The sequence below is a fragment of the Rhodococcus sp. KBW08 genome, assembly GCF_003852455.1.
In the GTDB taxonomy this organism is placed as follows: domain Bacteria; phylum Actinomycetota; class Actinomycetes; order Mycobacteriales; family Mycobacteriaceae; genus Rhodococcus_F; species Rhodococcus_F baikonurensis.
In genome coordinates this window covers 320,132-339,190 of record NZ_QAJJ01000011.1, presented here as the reverse complement: position 1 = coordinate 339,190, position 19,059 = coordinate 320,132, and the positions used below count along the sequence as shown (strand labels likewise).

Sequence of the window (19,059 nt, the reverse complement as noted above, 5' to 3'; positions counted from 1 at the left end):
AACGCACGGTGCTCTACTGGAAACCGACCGGGACACATGTCCGGCACGCGCTCTCCCCCGAGAAGCGACTGTTCACCCCGACAGCTGATCCGGACAAAATACCCCATCGATCTGCGGCAATCGACACCGACACAGCCTTTCGCTGCGCGTCGAAACGTCAAGGGTTTGGCAAGATCAGCCCAGATCCGCCTCAACGAGTAACGGTAACCACCAGTGACAGAAATCATAAGCAGGGGACAGGATCCTCGTCCCAGATAGCAACCAAAAAGACTGCGCGCCCTCAACTGGTCGGTTGCGGGCGCGCAGTCCAAAGGTGAGCAAGCGTCAGAGCGTTGCAAACACCTTCGTTTTCACTTCGTTCAGCCAACCGTTCGCGGTCACGAAATCTGTGACGCTCGACTGCAATCCGAAGACGTGCCCAGCCTGCGCCGCCGGCAGCCTCGTGAAGAGGTTGTCGTCGAGGACCGCCTGAACCGCCGCGCTGGTCGACCCGTCCGCGTTCAGCGGGTACAGCACGACCGTCACACCGTTCATGATGTCGGCCAACTGCTCCATCGGGTAGGACTCGTATCCGGCATCGGTGTAATTGGTCGGAACACCGGGCCCATACACCAATCCGAGTTCGTTGACGACCAAATTGCCGATCGCACCGGTGGGCTGCTGAACCGAGAACGCGCCGGGTGCGTCTCCGAGTGAAATGTGAATCCACTTGTTGTTCGCGATCACGTCCGCGTACTCGCCGCGAACACGTTCGAGATTCGTTTCGTAAGCAGTGCGCGTCGACTCGAGCACGTCGGTCTTGCCGATCGCCTCCGCGATCTCGGTGGTGATCGTCTTCCAGTCGCCCCGGCTCTCGCCCTTGACGATGACAGTGGGCGCAATGCCCGACAGACGGTCGAACGCCGCTTGGTCCACCTCGTCGGCGTCACCGACGATGATGTCGGGATCCGCCGCAGCGATCGCTTCGAAGTTCATTTCCCCGAAAGGCCCGATGGTCGGGAGCCCGTCGACGAAGGCCTGTTGCTCCGGCGTGAATTCACTGATCCACTTGCCGTAGTCCTGCACAGCAGCCGGTTTCACTCCGAGGGACATCAGCTGCCAAGGAGTGTCGTACGACGCGGCGACGACGCGCTGCGGTGAAACCGGAACCTCGATGTCCCCGTACGCCGACGCGACGGTCCGGACGTCAGTCTGCTCGGAATCGGCCGACGACGAGGAACATCCGGTCATCAGCATCGCACCGACAACGGCTGCTGCCGCCGCTGCGATGACTCTGGAACCGAAAGAAGATGATCGAATTGCGCGCACGCAGAACTCCTACAGGGTGATTGTTTAGCCAACCCTAAGTTGATTCTCGGGCGCTACACAAGTCCGATCGAGGCCCTTTGAGTCGCTGTTCGGACTAGTCCTGTAGCCAATCGGCCATCGGCGTGCGCGGATGATCGATCAGGCTTGCGAACTCGCCCGGAGTCACACCCATCGTTCGACGGAATGCCGCGCCGAACGCGCTTTCGGAACGAAAACCCGTCTTCCGCGCCACAAACGAGATGCTTCGACCGAGTGCCAGAAGTTGCATCGCGTGATGAGCCCGCAGTCGCATACGCCATTCCGAGAAGGTCAGTCCCGTCTCAACCGGAAACCTTCGCGTGAGGGTCCTCGTGCTGACTTTCGCGTCGGCGGCCCACTCCTCCACCGATCGGGTGTCGGCCGGGCTGGCAACCAACTGATCTGCGATCTGCCGAAGCCACGGCGTCGTCGGCAGCGGTACATCGAAAATCAGTCGCGGAACGGGTTCGACGAGGTCGATGGCAAACGCCTCGGCTCGCCGACGCTCCGCGTCCGTCAGGTCGTCTCGGGTGAGGTGATCGAGTACTTGTTCGAGCAGCGGCGGGGTGGACAAGGCCACCACACGATCCAACCCGGTCACATCGGATGCCACCAACCACGTGCACGACAATTCGGTGCCGCTGCGCGCCGTCACCTCGTGGGGAACAAAGGAGGGGATCCACAGACTGACCCCGCTCGGCACGGTGTACACGGTCTCCGGAGTACGGACCTCGAGAACACCATCGATCGCCCACAGCAATTCGTGATCGCTGTGGCGGTGCATGTCCCAGGTGTAGTCGGAATCGACCGCCAGCCGATTGGTCGCCAACCGCAGGTAACCGTCGGCGCTGACACGCAGCGGTCGCACCACGCGTTGCCACTCGGACAGTTCGTCGAGTGGACTGCTGAGCGGGTAGTCGATCTGCTCGCTCACCGCAGAGTCGACAGTTCGGGGTGGCCGAACAGGCCGGGTAACCCACCGGTGTGCAGGAAGACCGTTTTTGATCCCGCCGTGATGGCCTTGTCCTTCACGAGTTGGATCAATCCCGCAAAGCCTCGGCCGGTGTACGTCGGGTCGAGGAAGATGCCCTCCGTACGAGCCAAACATCTGATCGCGCCGGCTGATGCTTCCGTAAGCGTCGAATAGCCTTGGCCAACTTGGTTTCGGACGATCTGAAGATCCTCGGCTCGCACAGTAGACCCGGGCATCTCGTCCACTAACCCAGCGACAGTCGACACTGGATCGGCAACAGCCCCGACATCGACGCCGACAACCCTGTCGACGCCCAGATGGGCGACAAGGCCAGCCATCGTTCCGCCCGATCCGAGCACAACCACGACGCGATCCACTCCGGGGAGTTGCTGCTCGATCTCGCGTGCGCAGTCGACGTAGCCCTGCGCGGCCACCGCGCTGGTGCCACCGAAGGGAATGACAAAAGGAACTCCGCCCGAGTCAGCGACGGCCTGCACCGCGGCGTCGACCGCGGATGCCGTGTCCCCACCGGCCCAGACGATCTCAGCGCCCGCGAGTGCATCCAGAACGAGATTTCCCTGCACGGATTCCGGCTCGGCACCACCGAGCACCAGCACACAACGCAATCCCAACCGAGCTGCTGCCGCTGCAGTCAACCGAGCGTGATTGCTTTGCGGTGCACCGGTAGTGATCAGAGTCGTCGCGCCGACCGCCAAAGCCTGAGCGCAGGTGTACTGCAGCTTTCGGATCTTGTTGCCGCCGCCGCCCAGGCCGGTGGCGTCGTCACGTTTGATCCACAGGTCTTCCGGCCCCAATCCGAGTGCCTTCGCGCAACGCGCCAAAGGTTCGACGGGCGTCGGCCAACTGCCCAGGCTGATCGGCTGTACGGCGGAACTGAACATTCGACGAGTCTAGTTCGACCGTGCACCTACAGGCTGTGCTCGAATACAGTCCGTGCTCGCATACAGTCGGGACATGGGAACTTTCACGACGACCACACGTGACGTACCGCTGACCGTCAGCCGACCGGATTCGCCGAGTGAACCGAGACATGCGGTAGTAGTTCTCCAAGAAGCGTGGGGCGTGAACCAACACATCGAGAGCATCCTCGAACGCCTCGCCGACGCCGGCTACCTTGCCGTCGCCCCGCATCTCTACCACCGCGGCGCACAGACCTCCTTCACCGACTTCCCGTCCGCGAAGGATGCGCTCATGGCACTCGACAGCACAAGCATCGGCCACGACGTACGTGCCGCCGTCGACTACAGCCGATCCGAGGGAGCCGACAGAGTCGGCTCCCTCGGATTCTGCATGGGCGGCACCGCGTCACTGTGGTGTGCCGCGGTACCCCTCGTCGATTCCGCTGTCACGTACTACGGCGGAGGTGTCGCCGAGGCCCGGTGGGACGGAATCGCGGCAGGCACCGAACTTGCAGCGCAACTGCAGGTCCCGTGGCTCGGTCACTACGGCGACCTCGATCCGAGTATCCCGCCGGAGAGCGTCGTGCAATTGCGCGCAACCGCGTCCGATCTCGCCCGGGTGTACCGCTATGCCGACGCCGGCCACGCGTTCAACAACGACACTTCGACCAGCCACTACGCCCCGGATTCTGCTGCCCTCGCCTGGACCCGCACTATGGAGTTCTTCACCGAAACCTTATGATTGCCAACGTAAGTCAGGGAACTCGCTTGACCACCGTGCCGGTGATCTCGTCCTGAACCTGTTCAGCCGTTACCGCTCGACTCTGCGCCCGACGTGATCGGGTGAAGTAGTAGATGCCGATCACGGCAAGAACAAACGGCACCCCGAACACCAAGGTCATCTTGAAATCCTCGACCCACAATGTCGTGACGAGGATCGCGACCATGAGGACACCACCCAGTATCGTCCCCACCGGGAAGAACGGAATCGTGAACGAGAGGGTTCGTCCTTCGCTTGCCATCCGCTTGCGAAAGAACCAGTGCGTCACGAAGATCAGCAGCCACGTCGCCATCGCTCCGAACATCGACAACGAGATCATCAACGTGAATGCCTGCTCGGGAAAGAGAACGTAGACGATGGTCGCGACGGCGATGCCCGACGTCGACAGCAGCAAGGCGTTGACCGGCGAGCCGTTGGCCCTGACCTTTCCGAGAACAGCCGGCGCGTCACCAGCACGCGAGAGCGAGAACATCATTCGCGAAGACACGTACAGTTGACTGTTCATCGCAGACAGTGCAGCGATGATCACCACGAAGTTCAGCACGCTGTCTGCGCCCGGAATCTTCACGACCTGCATCACCGTGACGAAAGGGCTTCCACCGCTCAAGATCTTGTCCATCGGAGCAATTGCCAGAATCAAAGCAAGGGTTGCGATGTAGAAGACGAACAGTCGGACGATCGTCACACGGAACGCCTTCTTCACCGCTACCGCCGGGTTCTCCGCCTCACCGGCCGCAATGGCGATCATCTCGATGCTCAAGTAGCTGAAGATCGATACGATCACGGCAAACCACATGCCGGACAGACCATTCGGAAAGAATCCGCCACCGGCTGTGTAATTGTGAAATCCGTAGTCCGGGTTTCCGCTACCGAACACGACGTACGCTGCCATCACGATGAACGCCACGATCGCGAAGACCTTGATCGTCGAGAACCAGTACTCCATCGTTCCGAAGGCCTTGACGTTGAACATGTTCACGCCGATCAACACTCCGGAGAACAACACGATCCACAGCCACGACGGTACGTCGGCGAACCAGAACTGCATGTATTCACCGATCGCGGTGACCTCGGTACCGACCGCGAGGACGATGCATGACCAGTAGAGATAGCGAACGAGGAAGCCGATCAACGGTCCGACGTAGAACTCGGCGTACGCACCGAACGAACCCGATGTCGCATGTGCGACGGTCATTTCGGCGAGGGCACCCATCAGCAGCAGGGCGATCAGCCCGCCGATCGCGTAACTGATGATGACGCTCGGGCCGGCAAATCCGATGGCGAACTTACTGCCGAGGAAGAGTCCGGTGCCGATTGCACCACCGAGCGCGATCATGCTCATCTGCTTGGGGCCGAGTTCGCGTTTGAGACCTGATTCTCGCTGCTGAATGTTTTTGAAATCACTCATGAAAGCTCCTTACGAAAGGCGGTACCTCCCGGTCCGCGGAAACTTGGAAGAATCAGGTGACTGCGTCGCGCTCGCGGAATTCGGGGCGATCCCAGGACTTGTTCTCGAGGATGTCTCGCAACACGTCGACGGCGTTCCACACGTCGGCATATCCGAGATAGAGCGGAGTGATACCGAACCTCAGCACTCCTGGTTCGCGGTAGTCGCCGATCACGCCCCGCGCGATGAGAGCCTTCATGATCGAATAGCCCTCGGGATGAACAAAACTCACGTGCGAGCCACGACGCTCGTGCTCGCGAGGCGTGATCAACTCCAAACCGTAGGCCGCGCAACGCTCCTCGACGAGATCGATGAAGAGATCGGCCAGCGCGAGCGACTTGCTCCGGATGTCGGCCATGTCAGCTTTGAGCGCGACGTCGAGACCACACTCGACGAGCGACAACGACGTGATGGGCTGAGTACCACTCAGAAACCGTCGTATTCCCGCGCCCGGTTCGTAGGCCGACTCCATCGCAAACGGTCGCGCGTGCCCCCACCACCCGGACAGCGGCTGGATTCCGGTGTTCTGATGGCGACGGTTGACCCAGATGAATGCAGGTGAACCCGGACCACCATTGAGGTACTTGTACGTACACCCGACCGCGAAGTCGGCGTCGGCGCCGCCCAGGTCGACTGTCACGGCGCCAGCAGAGTGTGCGAGGTCCCAGATCATGAGCGCGCCACATTCCTGCACTGCTGCAGTGACTTCCGCCATCGCATACAGGTTTCCGGTGCGGTAGTTGACGTGCGACAACATCACCACGGCGGTGTCCGGCCCTACCGCCTCGGCGAGGTCGCCCGGTTTGTCGATCAGGCGTAGTTCGTATCCCTGATCGAGCAGCGAGATGATGCCCTCCGCAATGTAGAGGTCAGTGGGGAAATTGTCGCGCTCGGAGACGATCACCTTCCGGCCGGGATCCTGTGCGGCCGCGATGGACAGCGCGGAGGCCAATGCCTTGAACAGGTTGATCGACGTCGAATCCGTTACTACCACTTCGCCTTCACCTGCTCCCAGCAACGGCGCAAGTTTGTCACCGAGGCGGACCGGGAGGTCGAACCATCCAGCCTCGTTCCAACTGCGAACCAAGCCGTTGCCCCACTCGTCGCCGATCACTCTCGCGGCGCATTCCTGTGCAGCAACGGGACGCGCGCCGAGCGAGTTTCCGTCGAAGTAGAGAACGCCCTCCGGAATCGCGAACTCGCGGCGGAACTCTCTCAGGGGATCCACTGCGTCGGCCTTGACGCAGTCTTCCAACGAAAGGGTGGTTGTCGATGTCATGACGATTCTTCTCCTGCATGTGTCGGCGTTGAGGGTGATGAAGGCAGAGTCCGGAGCACGGCCCGTACCGGGCTGGCATCGAGGTCGAGGAACTTCAGCGGCAGTGCGATCAACTCGTAGTAGCCTTCGTCGACGTCGTCGAGGCAAAGTCCTTCGAGGATCGCGACGCCACGATCGCTTGCCGCGTGGTGCCCGTCCATGGTCTTGCTGTCCATCGGATCGAACGAGGCGCCGTCGATTCCGATCAGAACGCCCCCGCGGTCGGCGAACCAGTGAGTCAGGTCCGGAGAAACGCCGGCGAAGTCGTTGTCCCACTCGCTCGGGTACTTCGGGTAGGTCCTCAGAATCAGCCGTTGCGGCAGATGGCCGCCGAGTCGCTCCACCGTCTCTCCGACGGGCTTGATGCATGCGGCACCGTCGACCCCCGTCATGTCGACCACCAGGGCCTCACCGAGATAGGGCTCGAGGGGAACGGAACCGATGGGCGCACCGTCGATGCGGGTGTGCGCCGGTGCGTCGGCGTGAGCACCGATATGTGGGGTGGTGGTGATTCTGTTGATGGTGACGGCGTCACTGCCGCCCAGGTCTGACGTGACAGCCCGGTTGAAGGCGGTATCACCTGGCCACACGGGCGTCGATTCGGAGATCGGCGGGCTGATGTCGATCACCCGCGCCCCCGAATCGCCCGTGTGTCGGCCGATCCTCGGAACCATCCGGACCCCTTCGTCGCAACAGTCGACTGTGTCGATCTCGACCGTTTGATAATTCGATGTGTTTGGCAAAAGCTAGAATCATCGACGGGCGCGGTCAATAGTTGCTGAATATTTTCGCGACGGCAGGGAGAAATCGGATGATTAATGCGATCGAACGGGCGGCAGCCGCGGCTCGGCCGAATCATGTTCGGCTCGACGACGTCGATACAGCGATTCTCCGCGAACTCGTCCGGGATGCACGCATCCCCAACAATGCACTCGCCGAGAAGGTCGGGATAGCGCCGTCGACCGCTCTGGCGCGGATGCGTGCGCTACGCGAATCGGGCGTCATCAAGGGGTTTCACGCAGACATAGACCTCGAGCTACTCGGCCTCGAGATCTCGGCGATGGTGTCGATTCTGATTCACTCCCACGCCAGGAGCCGGATGACGGAAATTGCCGAGCACCTGAGCGGATTGGATTCCGTTCAGCGAGTGTTCCTGATGAGTGGGGACCGTGATCTCCTGGTGCACGTCTCGTGTGAATCCCCCACTCGGCTTCGCGATTTCGTCAGCGCACACCTCAACGATCCGGCCATCGCCAATACCCAGACCAACTTGATCTTCAGCGAACTGCGTCATGGCGATTGAAATGCCACTCGGGTTGTCCATGCTCTGGGAGTCGGTGGAGCCGGAAGCCGCTCTGGAGGAGCGATTCGGATTCAACAGCTTTGGCGCAGCCACCCATTGGGTCTCGGCGGTACTCGAGCAGATTTGGGGATTGACGGCCCTCGAGTGCTCGCGAATGGCGATCAGTGACCAGAACGCGATTGTGTGGGTTGCGAGCGACCGAGGTGGCCTGGTGGTGAAGTGGTCGCGGGCCACCGCGCGCTTCCCGAAGCTGGAGGCGTCGACGCGGTTACTGAGCACACTCGCCGGGCAGGGTGCGCCCGTTCCGTCGCCAATCACGTCCCTGAACGGATTGGACCGGGAAACACTACCGGCGTGGGAAACACTGGAAGGGCCTTCGTGCGCAGTGTCGTTCACCGTACTGCCGGAGTTGGCGGGAGATTGGTTGGACGTGCAGGACCACGCGGCGGTCCGTTCGGCAGGAGCATGTCTGGCAGAAATACACCGAACGCTTGGCGCCACCCATGTCGACGGATCGGTTTTCTCGTCGCGCAGCACCGGATTGAAGGAGCGCATCGGTGGTTGGCTCGAGAATTTCGACCGCGGGTTCGCGCCTGAGGCAACGCGTAGGCTCGTGTACCTCCTTGCGCGGGTGCCCGAGCTCGATGACCAAACACAACTGGTACACAACGACTTCCGTGCAGCCAACATCTTGACTCGAAACTCTCAGACCACCGGGGTACTCGACTTCGACGACGTGGTGATCGACCACCGGGTGAGCGACCTGGCCAAGGCATGCGTCTATCTGGGCACCCTGTTCACCGATTGGCGACCGACACCGATCGCGGTACGGCAGAGCCTGCGCGCCGGCTACGAATCTGTACGTCCCCTCAGCCGATCCGAGACAGAATGGTTCGAGATCCTCGAGCTGTGGCACGGCCTGATGGCGATCCCGGGTGAGAACGACACCGCCGGTTGGGCATCAGCGTTGTGACAAATGTGGGGACGCCGGTACCGGCGTCCCCACTCCGCTTCTGATCACATCAGGATCCGGCGCGGATCCATTCTTCGAGATGCGGCGCCTCGGTACCGATCGTCGTGCCGTCGCCGTGACCGGTGTGAACCTTGGTCTCGGCGGGGAGCGCGAACAACTTGTCGCGAATGGACCCGATGATGGTCGGGAAGTCGGAGTACGACCGCCCGGTAGCACCGGGACCACCGGAGAACAAGGTGTCGCCGCTGAACAGTTCACCGGCCTCCGGCAGGTAGAGGCACGTCGACCCCGGGGAATGACCGGGTGTGTGGATGGCGAGAATGTCCGTGCCCGCCACAGCAATACGCTGATCATCTTCCAAGCTCAGATGCTTCACCCCGGGGTGAGTCATCTCCCAGAGGACATCGTCGGCCGGGTTCAGGTAGATCGGAGCGTCGAGTTTCTCGGCCAGCTCCGGCGCAACGGTGACGTGGTCGTTGTGGCCGTGGGTGCAGACGATTCCGATCACCTTGCGTCCACCGACAGCGTCGATGATCGGCTGCGCGGTGTGAGCTGCGTCGACGATCACGACTTCGTTGTCGTCACCGATCAGCCAGATGTTGTTGTCGACGTCCCACGTTCCCCCATCGAGGCTGAACGTGCCCGAGGTGACGACGCGATCGACACGCAATGTCACAGGACCACCACCGAACGGAGGACCTCGCCGCGGTGCATCGTCTCGAATGCCTTCTCGACCTCGTCGAGCTTGATGCGCTCACTGACGAACTTCTCGAGCGGCAGACGCCCCTGCTGGTACAGGTCGACCAGAACGGGGAAGTCACGCTCGGGCAGGCAATCGCCGTACCACGACGACTTGAGGGCTCCGCCGCGCGAGAAGAAGTCCACCAGAGGCATTTCCAGCTTCATGTCCGGCGTCGGAACTCCCACCAGCACTACGGTTCCTGCGAGGTCACGGGCGTAGAACGCCTGCTTCCACGTCTCCGGGCGGCCGACTGCGTCGACAACCACGTCGGCACCGAAACCTCCGGTCAGCTCCTGGACTGCTTCGACGACGTCGTCGACCTCGGTGGCATTGATCGTGTGCGTGGCGCCAAGTTCTGTGGCCCACTCCAGCTTTCGGGGATCGCGGTCGATCGCGATGATGGTGTTGGCACCGGCCAGGCGTGAACCCATAATCGCTGCGTCGCCGACGCCGCCGCAACCAATCACGGCAACCGAATCACCGCGTCCGACGTTGCCGGTGTTCATCGCGGCGCCCATGCCGGCCATGACGCCGCAACCGAGCAGTCCGACAACAGCCGGATCGGCCGAGGCGTCGACCTTGGTGCACTGGCCTTCGTGAACCAGCGTCTTGTCTGCGAATGCGCCGATGCCGAGTGCCGGTGTCAGTTCGGTGCCGTCTTCGAGCGTCATCTTCTGCTCGGCGTTGAAGGTGTCGAAGCAGTACTGCGGGCGACCGCGCTTACATGCGCGACACTGCCCGCACACGGCACGCCAGTTGAGGACGACGAAGTCACCCACCTCGACATGAGTGACGCCGGCGCCGACGCTCTCGACGATGCCCGACGCCTCGTGCCCGAGCAGGAACGGGTACTCGTCGTTGATTCCGCCGTCGCGGTAGGTCAGGTCGGTGTGGCACACACCGCACGCTGCAATGGCGACCACTACCTCGTTGGCGCCGGGATCGGGAATCGTGATGGGGACGATTTCGACGGGGGCACCCTTGGACCGGGCGATGACGCCGCGTACCTGCTGTGGCATGGCTTTGCTCCTGGCTTCGTGCGATTGAGGACGTGTCGTCACATGGCGCAGTGTTTTCACATTGCGATATGTGCACTCGTTGAAAGGTTAGCCCGAAGTAGGTGCCCGCAACCCTGGTCGAACTGACTGACCAACCTGGCCGAAAGGACTAGGGCGCGGGTTTCACGCCAGCCTCGGCGCCCGCGGCGGCGGCCGCACCCCGACTCTCGACGCCCAATTTCCGCAGGACCCCGGCAACATGAAACTTGATCGTGCTCTCACTGACGCCGAGGCGCTCCGAGATCGCCTTGTTTCGTCGTCCGGCCACCAGATGCTCGAGTACCTCGAACTCCCGCGGAGCCAGTTCCGTCAGGACGTCGCGGTTCGGTAGGGCGACGGGGGCGTCGAGAGGGATGGTTGCACTGATCCGGTTCCCCCACCCGGGCGTCGACTCGGACTCGACGGCTCCACCCAAAGTCTCTACCCTCGAACGCAATTGGCGTTCCACGTCAACCACGTCGGCTTCACCGCCGCCGTCGTCGCGGATGTCGATCGAGAGCGAAGCCGCGTCGAGCGTCCAGGCCACCCGGATTCGCGAGAGCGTCTGCTGATCCGACAACGCCAAGACTGCGCCGCGGACGACCGCGCGGGCGCCGTGCGCCACTTCGCCGGGTAGCCCGCGCCCGTCGACGGGTGGCTCCACCAATTCCAATGCGATTTCGCGATGCTTGAGCAGCGAACGCAATTCCCCGCGCATCCGAGCAAAAGCCGTGGTGGTGGACTCTTCGGCCAACTCGCGGTGCACGTCGACGGCTGAACGAAGGCCGATCAGGGCCGAGGCCGCAGTCTCCCTGGCCGAGGTTCGCGCACGTGTGTCGTCGAGATCGGCCGAGCGCAGCGTCGCCAGCATCGTTTCGAGGGTGGCCGCGTGCACCTCCGTCATCTCTGCCACGGTGCGCGCACGCTCGGACGACGCCGCCCGCGACTCGGCGAGATATGCGGGGCTCGCGTTCCGGACCTGGAGCTGGATTCCGGTTGCAGTCACTGCGAACAGCGCCTGGATCAATTCGAGAGATGCCGTTTTCACCGGTCCGGGGTGCGGCGTCAGAACGAGGAGCGTATCGGTTCGATCGAGCATCGCAAGCACTTCACGGTCCCGGCCGGCGATAGCGCACTTTCCCCGAAAGATTTGTCCGACAGTGAGATCTGTACGGATGCGGTCGAGTTCGGCGATGGTCACACGATCGACGACGGCTGGATCCCCGGCGACCTTGCGCGGCCTACCGGTGCACTCACGGGTGAAGATCACCAGAGAGGTGTGCGGCGCCATGTCCGCGATCAGCGTCGAGAATCGTCGGCCGATTTCGGGAAGTGGGCCCACCAACACGTCGCGAAGGGCGGTGATCAGTAACGCGTTGTCGGTGGTGCTCACCGTTCAACGATAACCATCCCGTTCACTGATGCAGCGTGGTCTTCATGAGCATGACGTTGTAGTCGGACCAGGTGGTGGCGAGAAAGTAGAGGTCCTGCCCCTGCGACCAGGGGTGCATGTAGGCGCCGTAGAGCCCCGGAACCGCGTCGGTGCCGATCACGACGTCCGGTGCACTCCACGGACCGGTCAGATCCGACGCCGTCCGTAGCACCAGGGCGCCCCACTCGTTGGAGTACATCGCGACGAACTTGCCGAGATAGTTGTTGTACTGCACCGACAGTTCGCTGACGTCCCCGTCGAGAACTACTGCAGCGGCAGCGGGATTGTTGGGGACCCACGCTTTTCCGTCCCAGTATTCGTACGCCGCGACGTCCGCGATGGAGGTTTCCTTCACGCGTGAGAGGCGCCCCTCGCCGAAGCGTCCCGCAGGGGTACCGAAGTTGTAGACGTAACCACCGTCTTTGACGAAGGAACCCATCTGGAAGTTGTCGTTACCCGTCAACGGCAGATTGGGCCGGGACGAGGCCGGTTCGATCTGCCAGGTCTCACCGTTGTCGTGCGAGGACGCGATCTGCGAGAAGTTGGTGACCCACTCGCCCGACCCTCCCCACGAACGAATCGACATGTAGTTGACGTATTGAACGCCGCCCACCGAGATACCCGTCGTCGGAATGCTGCTGGTTTCGACGCCGGTGACTTTCAGACTTCCGATGATCTCGCGAGAATGATTCGGCCGGTCGGTCGGCGAGGAGTCGATGTTCATGCCGTCGGACAGGTTTCCGTCCGAGCTACGGAACAGGACGTTGCTGCGCCAGTCACCGACCACCCCGGAGCACAGGGGGTCAGATCCGATTCCGACGGTGTCACCGAAAGCAGTCAGGACCTGACCTGCGCCGTTGTCCCACATGATGCCGAGATCCGTGCCGAGAACATTGAACCGCTCGACGGTTTGGTTGGGGCTGAGTGCGCCCGTGATGTATTCGACGGCGGACGTGCGCCCCTGCAGTTCCGGCAGTTTGCCGTCCGTGCCGTTGAGCCAGGGAATCGGATTGGTCGGCCCACCTGATTGATCCAAGCTGCCGGTGACGTTGCAATCCCACGGGGACGCTTGCGCCTGGGTCGCTCCCAAGACCGCGGTCGACGCGAGTACACACGTCACTGCTGCTGTCGATATCTTCCGTATCCGGCGCATCGCTCCCCTTTCGCGGGGGAGATCCGGACTCTACGAGGTGTCTTGCTCGACCGGATCGGTTCATCCACCCACGAGAACACAAGGTAACAGGTAAATCGGTCAATCTAGACAAAACGGGCCTATTTGATGGAGATGGATTCCAACCATTTCTCCATCACGGCTTCGGCAATCTCGAGCCCCTGCGACTCGGCAGCACCCAACTGCTCCATGAAGACGCGCGGACCGTCCGCCCCCAACGAAGCATGCAGCGAATCGCGGTACTCGGCCAGTTCCATCCATTCGCGCGCCACCTCGGACGACGCTTCGAGGTGAAACTGAACGGCGTAACTCTGCTTGTACCGGAAAAGTTGATTCGGATACTTGGCAGAGCCTGCGAGCCGCACCGCGCCGTTCGGGATTTCGAAGGTGTCCGAATGCCATTGCATCGCAGGAAAAGTGGAGGGCAGACCTCCCCACACCGGATCTTGCCGCCCCTCGGCAGTCAAGGTGATCTCCTCGACTCCGACTTCGGGCACCGCGCCCGTGTAGACGCGAGCACCCAGCGCTGCGGCGAGCAACTGCGAACCCAGACACACTCCCCACACCGGGACGTCGCTCTCGACCAGATCGCGAATGTACTCGATCTCTGACGTCAGCCACTCGACCTCGCCTTGATCGCCGACGCCCATCGGCCCGCCCATCACGATCACGGCGTCGAACCGTCGATGGTCAGGAAGCGGGTCGGTTCCCAGAAGAACGGTCTGCACATCTCCGTAGCTCTCCAGGACGGGCGCATACGCCGCTGGGGGTTCGCACTGCGCGTGTCGTAGTTCCAGAAAATGCATGCCCGCGGTCCTTTCGCTCCCGATGCCGGCAAGCCTATGACCCTTTCCGCTGCCGGTCGCGGCGGCGTCACGCTTGACAACTACTTGCCATTTCCCGCACCCTAATCAACAAAATGTAGCATCCAATATATTGGATGCCAGAAGGGTGTACTTGTCACATGAGGATGGCCACGAGCGAACCCGTCATCGGAATACTCGGCGGGATGGGCCCCGCCGCTACTGCGGACTTCTACTCCAAACTCGTTGCCCTGACGCCAGGTTCGACGGATCAGGAGCACCCCAAAGTTGTCATCTGGGCCGATCCCACCGTTCCCGACCGGACTTTGGCACTCACCGAGAACGGCCCGGACCCGACCCCCTGGCTGATCCGAGGTGCGCGCGTCCTCCGAGAGTCGGGCGCTACGACGCTCGCCATTCCGTGCAATACCGCCCACGCCTTCCTGCCCGGCATCTCGTCCCAACTTGGGCTTCCCGTCGTCCACATGATCGACGAAGTTGCGCGGCACATTCGGACGCTTGCGCCCGCCGTCACGTCCGTCGGGCTATTGGCCACCACGGGGACGGTCCACACCGGGCTGTATCAACAATGGCTGTCGCAATACTCGATCGACGTCCTGGTGCCCGAACCGGCGATTCAGGACGAATTGGTGATGTCGGCGATCCGAGCAATCAAGAGCGGCAATCTCGGGGACGAGACCGCCGACAAACTCGTCAGGGCCGCTGATCTTCTCGCCGAATCGGGCGCGCAGGTCGTCGTGGCCGGATGCACCGAGATTCCGCTCGGACTGCCCGCCGACGCCACAACCTGTCAGATCATCGATCCGGCAACAATTCTCGCCCGCGCCCTACTCCGGCAGGTTGCGGATGCCCGGAAACACGCGTCACTGGCCGACCTGGGCTGACCTGCGACAAGCAACGTGCAGAGTACGATATCCAGTATGTTGCGTGGCGGTAAACCGGTTGAGCGAGCACGAATGAGCGACATCGCTCTCGAACGCATTCGCGAAGCGATCGTCACCGGCGAACTGGCGCCGGGCTCGAAGATCAAGGACAGCGAACTCGCCGAGTATCTGGGATTGAGCAGAACTCCGGTCCGCGAAGCGCTCGCAAGGCTGGTCGACACCGGACTCGTCGAAGCGAAACCCGGAGCCTACACACGCATCACCACCCTCGATCGCGGCGACGTCGAGGCAACACTCGCGGTCATCGAAGCTCTCGACCAACTGGCCGTCGTCACCGCCGTACCGAACCTCACCGACGAGATGATCGGGGCGATGCGCTCCGCCAACAAGGACTTCGCCGCTGCCGTCAAGCGAAACGACATAGGCCGAGCCCTGACCGCAGACGATCGCCTACACAGCGTCATCATCGACGCTGCTGCAAATCCACTGTTGAAGAAGCTGATCCACCAGGTTCACCCGCAAATTCACCGCATCTACTACCGCAAGTTCTCGAGCCTCCTCGGCAGCCAGGACTCCGTCGACCATCACAACAAGCTGATCGCCCTGTGCGCCGACCACGATGCCGAGGCAGCAGCGACGCTGTCGGCCGAACATCGACGCCATCTCGGTGGGCTGATCGGTGAACTCTTCGACGCTGACGAGTTCGCACTCTCGGATTGACCGTCCCCCGACTGCAAGTTTCGGCGCTTGCCTATATTGGCCATTGCCGATATAAATGACTGGTGCATGCGTTCGACGTTCTCGGAGACCCCGTTCGGCGACGAATCATGGAACTCCTGTCCGGCGGCGAGCGCTCGGCGGGTCAGATCGCCGAAGTCGTGGCAGCGGAGTTCGGGATCTCGCAACCGACCGCGTCCGGGCACTTGCGAGTGCTCCGAGAAAACGGATTCGCCACGGTCCGCAGCGAAGGCACCAGGCGTCTCTATGCCGTCGAGCCCGCGCCATTGCAGGAAGTGGACCAATGGCTCGACGGATTCCGGCAGTTCTGGAGCGGCCCTCTCGACGCACTGGCCACAGAACTCGCACGCGGGAAACGACGCGGCTCGAAGCGGAGCAGATCTTCACCATCGAATTCTTCCGACGAAGGAGACTCACAATGACCGAGATCGCCAACCAGGACGCCAGCCTCAACGCGGTAGAGCGGAGCATGGGCAACCGCGACATCGCGGAAGGTGCGGCTCGAACAGCCGTACTCAAGCGCCGCTACGACGCCTCGGTCGACGACGTCTGGAACGCCATCACCACCCCTGACCGGATCAACCGCTTCTTCCTGCCGGTGAGCGGAGACTTCCAGGTGGGCGGCTCGTACGCTTTCGAAGGCCAGGCAAGTGGCGAGATCCTGGCTTGCGACGCTCCACACCTGTTGCGACTGCAGTGGACCCCACCCGGCGATCGCGGATACAGCGATCAGGTCGAGATCCGGCTGACCGCAGACGGCCCCGACGCCACCTGGCTCGAGTTGGAGCACGCCTCCGTAGCCGACGTCTTCCGCAACGACCCGGACACTGGCTGCTACGGCGTCGGAACCGGATGGGAAGGCCCTCTTCACTACCTGGGCGAATACTTGCGCGGCACTCTCCCCGATGCGCCGAGCACCGAGTGGTACACCTTCGATGAAGCAGAGGAGCTTCGCCTCGCCAACTTCCGAGGGCGGGAGTGGGCAAAGATCGAGACAGAGCACGACGGCCGGTAACGCCCAATTCTTCGAAAACGGTCACAGGATGGCCGTTTGCTTTGTATCGTGACCGAGCTGGACGTATGTCCAGCAGTTTTGGTGGCTTTCTTTCGTGCCACAACTGCTTCGGTCCACGAGAAGAGAGCTCCACATGGCGCCACAACCCGTAGTCGACAACGCGGCAACGACGCGACGCACGCACATCATCCGGACAGTTCTCGCTGTCCTCGTCATCGCACCGCTGTCGATTGCGGCGTTCTACATGTGGGCACTGTGGGATCCGGGCGACACGGTCAACCGCTTGCCCGTCGCCATCGTCAACGCGGATGCGGGCACGGAACTCGACGGAACACGCCTGCAAGCCGGCGACGAAGTTGTTGCCGCGCTCGTCGAGAGCGGAGACGTCGCGTGGAAGGTAGTTTCCGAGCAGGAAGCCGCCGACGGCGTCAACGACGGCACCTATTACTTCTCCGTCGTCATTCCGAAGACTTTCAGCGCGGACGTGGCCAGTGCCGCATCGGGTTCGGGCCGCAAGGCCGAGCTCGACGTTCTGTACAACGACTACAACAGTCTGGTCGCCGGCCCGGTCGGTGAAAGCATCATCGCTCAGGTGCGCTCGGCAGTCTCCGAGTCGATCGGCGAGCAGTCCATCGACCAAGTGCTGGTCGGGTTGGGCGAACTCGGAACAGGATTCGGTGAAGCAGCCGCGGGCGCGCAACAACTGTCCGACGGGTCCTCCGAGGCACTGGCCGGAACCAACGAGCTCTACGCCGGGAGCAAGGAACTCGCAACCGGCATGGGTGAAGCCAATCAGGGCGGCAAGGAGCTGGCCGCCGGAGCCGGCGAGCTGGCCACTGGAGCTGGCGAAGCTGCTGCAGGTTCGGGCGAGTTGAGCAGCGGACTCAACCAGTTGGTCGGGGGCACCGACGAACTCGGCGCTGGAGCTCGTCAGATCAGCGAAGTGGTCGACATGGTCACCACCCCGGTACTCGACCTCGCGGGGTCCTCCGACGCCGTCGTCGGTCAGATCGATGCCCTCACCTCGATGCTTCGGAACTCGACCGATCCGGTCTCCACCGGACTCGTCGAAGCGCTCGGCGGACTGCGGGCCTCCCTGACCGCACAACCCTCGGACGACGACGTGATCGGTCAGCTCGGTCAGCTTCGCGACGGTGCGCGGGAGATCTCGCGGCAGCTCACCGACCCGAGCAGCGACTACCGTGGCGGGCTTCTTGCCGCGGCTGCCGGTGCGGGTGAACTGAACACGGGACTAGGCCAACTGTCCGACGGCGCAGGCCAACTCGCTACCGGCGCACAGGAACTCTCTACCGGACTCGGGCAGTTGGACACCGGAAGTATCGCGCTCCGTGACGGTCTCGGGCAGCTATCGGCCGGCGTCGGCGAGCTCGACGCGGGCAGCGCAGAACTCGCCACCGGTTTGTCCGACGGCGCCGCCCAGGTGCCGCAGTTCTCGGACGACGAACGAGCCACCACAGCCAATCTGCTCTCGTCCCCGGTTGCCGTCGACGCGCGGAACAACTACCCCGCAGCCGGTTTCGGGCCGGGAGCCGTCCCTGCCGTGATCTCGGTGGCGCTGTTCCTGTGCGGAATTCTCACCTGGTTCGTTGTCCGCCCACGACACGGACGTTCGCTGAACTCGCACACGAGTGTGGTGCGCGAGGGGCTGCGCCGCTACCGCATTCCCGCCCTGGTCACCTTGGTCGCGGCGCTCGTGTTGTCGGTGGTGTCACTGACCGTGGCACACGTCGAACCGCCGAGCGTCCTGGCGATGATCGCCGTGATGATCCTGGTGGGTGCCGCCGCGGTCAGCTCGGGCAGGCTCTTCACCGTTGTGTTCGGTGCCGTCAACGGAACCTTCATCGCCCTGGGCGCCTTGATGATTCAGATCTTCGCCTTCGGCGCGGTGTATCCCATCGAACAGATGCCGACCGTTCTGCAGTGGCTGCACGCTCTGATGCCACTGACCTGGGCGCGCAACGCCATGCGCATGGTCCTCGTCGGCTACTACGGCCCGAAATTCTGGGTGGCAGTATTCGCTCTGGCTGCCTTGGTGATCGGTGCCGTCCTGTTCACCATCTGGTGGCGCCGCCGACAAGAACCGCCGACAGACGCCGAGGACGACGCGCCGATCACCGAGGAGATCGTGTACCTCCAGCAAACGCAAGCGTGAGT

General features: G+C 62.6%; 19 protein-coding genes. 8 read left to right on the top strand and 11 right to left on the bottom strand.

Annotated elements, in window-relative coordinates; translation table 11 throughout:
• Positions 1-324 precede the first annotated feature (324 nt).
• From DBV08_RS16595 to DBV08_RS16585, 3 genes are all read right to left on the bottom strand, one after another.
• Positions 325-1,308: an ABC transporter substrate-binding protein gene (locus DBV08_RS16595; RefSeq protein ID WP_124568133.1), complete on the bottom strand. Its 984-nt coding sequence runs from the start codon at positions 1,306-1,308 to the stop codon at positions 325-327.
• 94 nt (positions 1,309-1,402) lie between these two features.
• Positions 1,403-2,260 carry an AraC family transcriptional regulator gene (locus DBV08_RS16590; protein ID WP_095972741.1) on the bottom strand — a complete coding sequence of 286 codons (858 nt, stop codon included), beginning with the start codon at positions 2,258-2,260 and terminating at the stop codon, positions 1,403-1,405.
• Positions 2,257-3,201 (bottom strand): pyridoxal-phosphate dependent enzyme, encoded by a 945-nt coding sequence (locus DBV08_RS16585; protein WP_124568132.1) that lies wholly within the window; start codon positions 3,199-3,201, stop codon positions 2,257-2,259. The genes DBV08_RS16590 and DBV08_RS16585 overlap by 4 nt, the downstream gene beginning before the upstream one ends.
• Before the next feature lie 73 nt (positions 3,202-3,274).
• Between DBV08_RS16585 and DBV08_RS16580 the strand changes: the two genes are divergently transcribed.
• On the top strand, positions 3,275-3,961 hold the full coding sequence (locus DBV08_RS16580; protein ID WP_124568131.1) for a dienelactone hydrolase family protein: 687 nt from the start codon (positions 3,275-3,277) through the stop codon (positions 3,959-3,961).
• A gap of 13 nt (positions 3,962-3,974) precedes the next feature.
• Here DBV08_RS16580 and DBV08_RS16575 read toward each other — a convergent pair whose 3' ends face one another.
• From DBV08_RS16575 to kynB, 3 genes are read right to left on the bottom strand one after another with little or no spacing between them, the layout of a single operon-like run.
• Positions 3,975-5,408 carry an amino acid permease gene (locus tag DBV08_RS16575; RefSeq protein WP_019745676.1) on the bottom strand — a complete coding sequence of 478 codons (1,434 nt, stop codon included), beginning with the start codon at positions 5,406-5,408 and terminating at the stop codon, positions 3,975-3,977.
• Between the two features lie 52 nt (positions 5,409-5,460).
• Entirely contained in the window at positions 5,461-6,726 is a 1,266-nt protein-coding gene (gene kynU, locus DBV08_RS16570; RefSeq protein ID WP_124568130.1) for a kynureninase, read from the bottom strand.
• Positions 6,723-7,439 carry an arylformamidase gene (gene kynB, locus DBV08_RS16565; RefSeq protein WP_124568129.1) on the bottom strand — a complete coding sequence of 239 codons (717 nt, stop codon included), beginning with the start codon at positions 7,437-7,439 and terminating at the stop codon, positions 6,723-6,725. The genes kynU and kynB overlap by 4 nt, the downstream gene beginning before the upstream one ends.
• Before the next feature lie 137 nt (positions 7,440-7,576).
• On the opposite strand from kynB, the gene DBV08_RS16560 reads away from it, so the two are divergent.
• A complete protein-coding gene (locus tag DBV08_RS16560) occupies positions 7,577-8,068 on the top strand; it encodes an Lrp/AsnC family transcriptional regulator (protein ID WP_124568128.1) in 492 nt (163 codons plus the stop codon).
• Positions 8,058-9,041 carry a phosphotransferase enzyme family protein gene (locus DBV08_RS16555; protein ID WP_260395619.1) on the top strand — a complete coding sequence of 328 codons (984 nt, stop codon included), beginning with the start codon at positions 8,058-8,060 and terminating at the stop codon, positions 9,039-9,041. Before DBV08_RS16560 ends, DBV08_RS16555 begins: the two co-directional genes overlap by 11 nt.
• A 49-nt stretch (positions 9,042-9,090) precedes the next feature.
• Here DBV08_RS16555 and DBV08_RS16550 read toward each other — a convergent pair whose 3' ends face one another.
• The 5 genes from DBV08_RS16550 to DBV08_RS16530 all read right to left on the bottom strand — a co-directional run bounded on the left by DBV08_RS16550 (position 9,091) and on the right by DBV08_RS16530 (position 14,229).
• Positions 9,091-9,717, bottom strand: a complete 627-nt coding sequence (locus DBV08_RS16550) for an MBL fold metallo-hydrolase (RefSeq protein ID WP_007730862.1) — start codon at positions 9,715-9,717, stop codon at positions 9,091-9,093.
• Complete coding sequence (locus DBV08_RS16545) at positions 9,714-10,802, bottom strand: S-(hydroxymethyl)mycothiol dehydrogenase (RefSeq protein ID WP_124568127.1); 1,089 nt, start codon at positions 10,800-10,802, stop codon at positions 9,714-9,716. Before DBV08_RS16545 ends, DBV08_RS16550 begins: the two co-directional genes overlap by 4 nt.
• A 148-nt stretch (positions 10,803-10,950) precedes the next feature.
• Positions 10,951-12,213, bottom strand: a complete 1,263-nt coding sequence (locus DBV08_RS16540; protein WP_124568126.1) for a response regulator transcription factor family protein — start codon at positions 12,211-12,213, stop codon at positions 10,951-10,953.
• A 22-nt stretch (positions 12,214-12,235) separates the two neighbouring features.
• Positions 12,236-13,405, bottom strand: a complete 1,170-nt coding sequence (locus tag DBV08_RS16535) for a DUF4185 domain-containing protein (protein ID WP_124568125.1) — start codon at positions 13,403-13,405, stop codon at positions 12,236-12,238.
• A 119-nt stretch (positions 13,406-13,524) separates the two neighbouring features.
• On the bottom strand, positions 13,525-14,229 hold the full coding sequence (locus DBV08_RS16530) for a type 1 glutamine amidotransferase (protein WP_260395618.1): 705 nt from the start codon (positions 14,227-14,229) through the stop codon (positions 13,525-13,527).
• Positions 14,230-14,387: 158 nt separating this feature from the next.
• Between DBV08_RS16530 and DBV08_RS16525 the strand changes: the two genes are divergently transcribed.
• The 5 genes from DBV08_RS16525 to DBV08_RS16505 all read left to right on the top strand — a co-directional run bounded on the left by DBV08_RS16525 (position 14,388) and on the right by DBV08_RS16505 (position 19,057).
• Positions 14,388-15,131: an aspartate/glutamate racemase family protein gene (locus tag DBV08_RS16525; protein ID WP_260395617.1), complete on the top strand. Its 744-nt coding sequence runs from the start codon at positions 14,388-14,390 to the stop codon at positions 15,129-15,131.
• A 36-nt stretch (positions 15,132-15,167) separates the two neighbouring features.
• A complete protein-coding gene (locus DBV08_RS16520) occupies positions 15,168-15,851 on the top strand; it encodes a GntR family transcriptional regulator (protein WP_095972758.1) in 684 nt (227 codons plus the stop codon).
• 62 nt (positions 15,852-15,913) lie between these two features.
• Positions 15,914-16,291, top strand: coding sequence for a helix-turn-helix transcriptional regulator (locus DBV08_RS16515; protein ID WP_124568124.1), 378 nt, complete (start codon positions 15,914-15,916; stop codon positions 16,289-16,291).
• Entirely contained in the window at positions 16,288-16,884 is a 597-nt protein-coding gene (locus DBV08_RS16510; RefSeq protein WP_124568123.1) for an SRPBCC family protein, read from the top strand. Before DBV08_RS16515 ends, DBV08_RS16510 begins: the two co-directional genes overlap by 4 nt.
• A 133-nt stretch (positions 16,885-17,017) precedes the next feature.
• Positions 17,018-19,057: a YhgE/Pip domain-containing protein gene (locus tag DBV08_RS16505; RefSeq protein ID WP_124568122.1), complete on the top strand. Its 2,040-nt coding sequence runs from the start codon at positions 17,018-17,020 to the stop codon at positions 19,055-19,057.
• Positions 19,058-19,059 lie beyond the last annotated feature (2 nt).

Bases quoted from the DNA above. Each gene is read 5' to 3' on its own strand.
- DBV08_RS16585 (WP_124568132.1), bottom strand. From the start codon at position 3,201: ATGTTCAGTTCCGCCGTACAGCCGATCAGCCTGGGCAGTTGGCCGACG.
- DBV08_RS16580 (WP_124568131.1), top strand. From the start codon at position 3,275: ATGGGAACTTTCACGACGACCACACGTGACGTACCGCTGACCGTCAGC.
- DBV08_RS16575 (WP_019745676.1), bottom strand. From the start codon at position 5,408: ATGAGTGATTTCAAAAACATTCAGCAGCGAGAATCAGGTCTCAAACGC.
- kynU (WP_124568130.1), bottom strand. From the start codon at position 6,726: ATGACATCGACAACCACCCTTTCGTTGGAAGACTGCGTCAAGGCCGAC.
- kynB (WP_124568129.1), bottom strand. From the start codon at position 7,439: ATGGTTCCGAGGATCGGCCGACACACGGGCGATTCGGGGGCGCGGGTG.
- DBV08_RS16560 (WP_124568128.1), top strand. From the start codon at position 7,577: ATGATTAATGCGATCGAACGGGCGGCAGCCGCGGCTCGGCCGAATCAT.
- DBV08_RS16555 (WP_260395619.1), top strand. From the start codon at position 8,058: ATGGCGATTGAAATGCCACTCGGGTTGTCCATGCTCTGGGAGTCGGTG.
- DBV08_RS16545 (WP_124568127.1), bottom strand. From the start codon at position 10,802: ATGCCACAGCAGGTACGCGGCGTCATCGCCCGGTCCAAGGGTGCCCCC.
- DBV08_RS16535 (WP_124568125.1), bottom strand. From the start codon at position 13,405: ATGCGCCGGATACGGAAGATATCGACAGCAGCAGTGACGTGTGTACTC.
- DBV08_RS16530 (WP_260395618.1), bottom strand. From the start codon at position 14,229: ATGCATTTTCTGGAACTACGACACGCGCAGTGCGAACCCCCAGCGGCG.
- DBV08_RS16525 (WP_260395617.1), top strand. From the start codon at position 14,388: ATGAGGATGGCCACGAGCGAACCCGTCATCGGAATACTCGGCGGGATG.
- DBV08_RS16520 (WP_095972758.1), top strand. From the start codon at position 15,168: ATGTTGCGTGGCGGTAAACCGGTTGAGCGAGCACGAATGAGCGACATC.
- DBV08_RS16510 (WP_124568123.1), top strand. From the start codon at position 16,288: ATGACCGAGATCGCCAACCAGGACGCCAGCCTCAACGCGGTAGAGCGG.
- DBV08_RS16505 (WP_124568122.1), top strand. From the start codon at position 17,018: ATGGCGCCACAACCCGTAGTCGACAACGCGGCAACGACGCGACGCACG.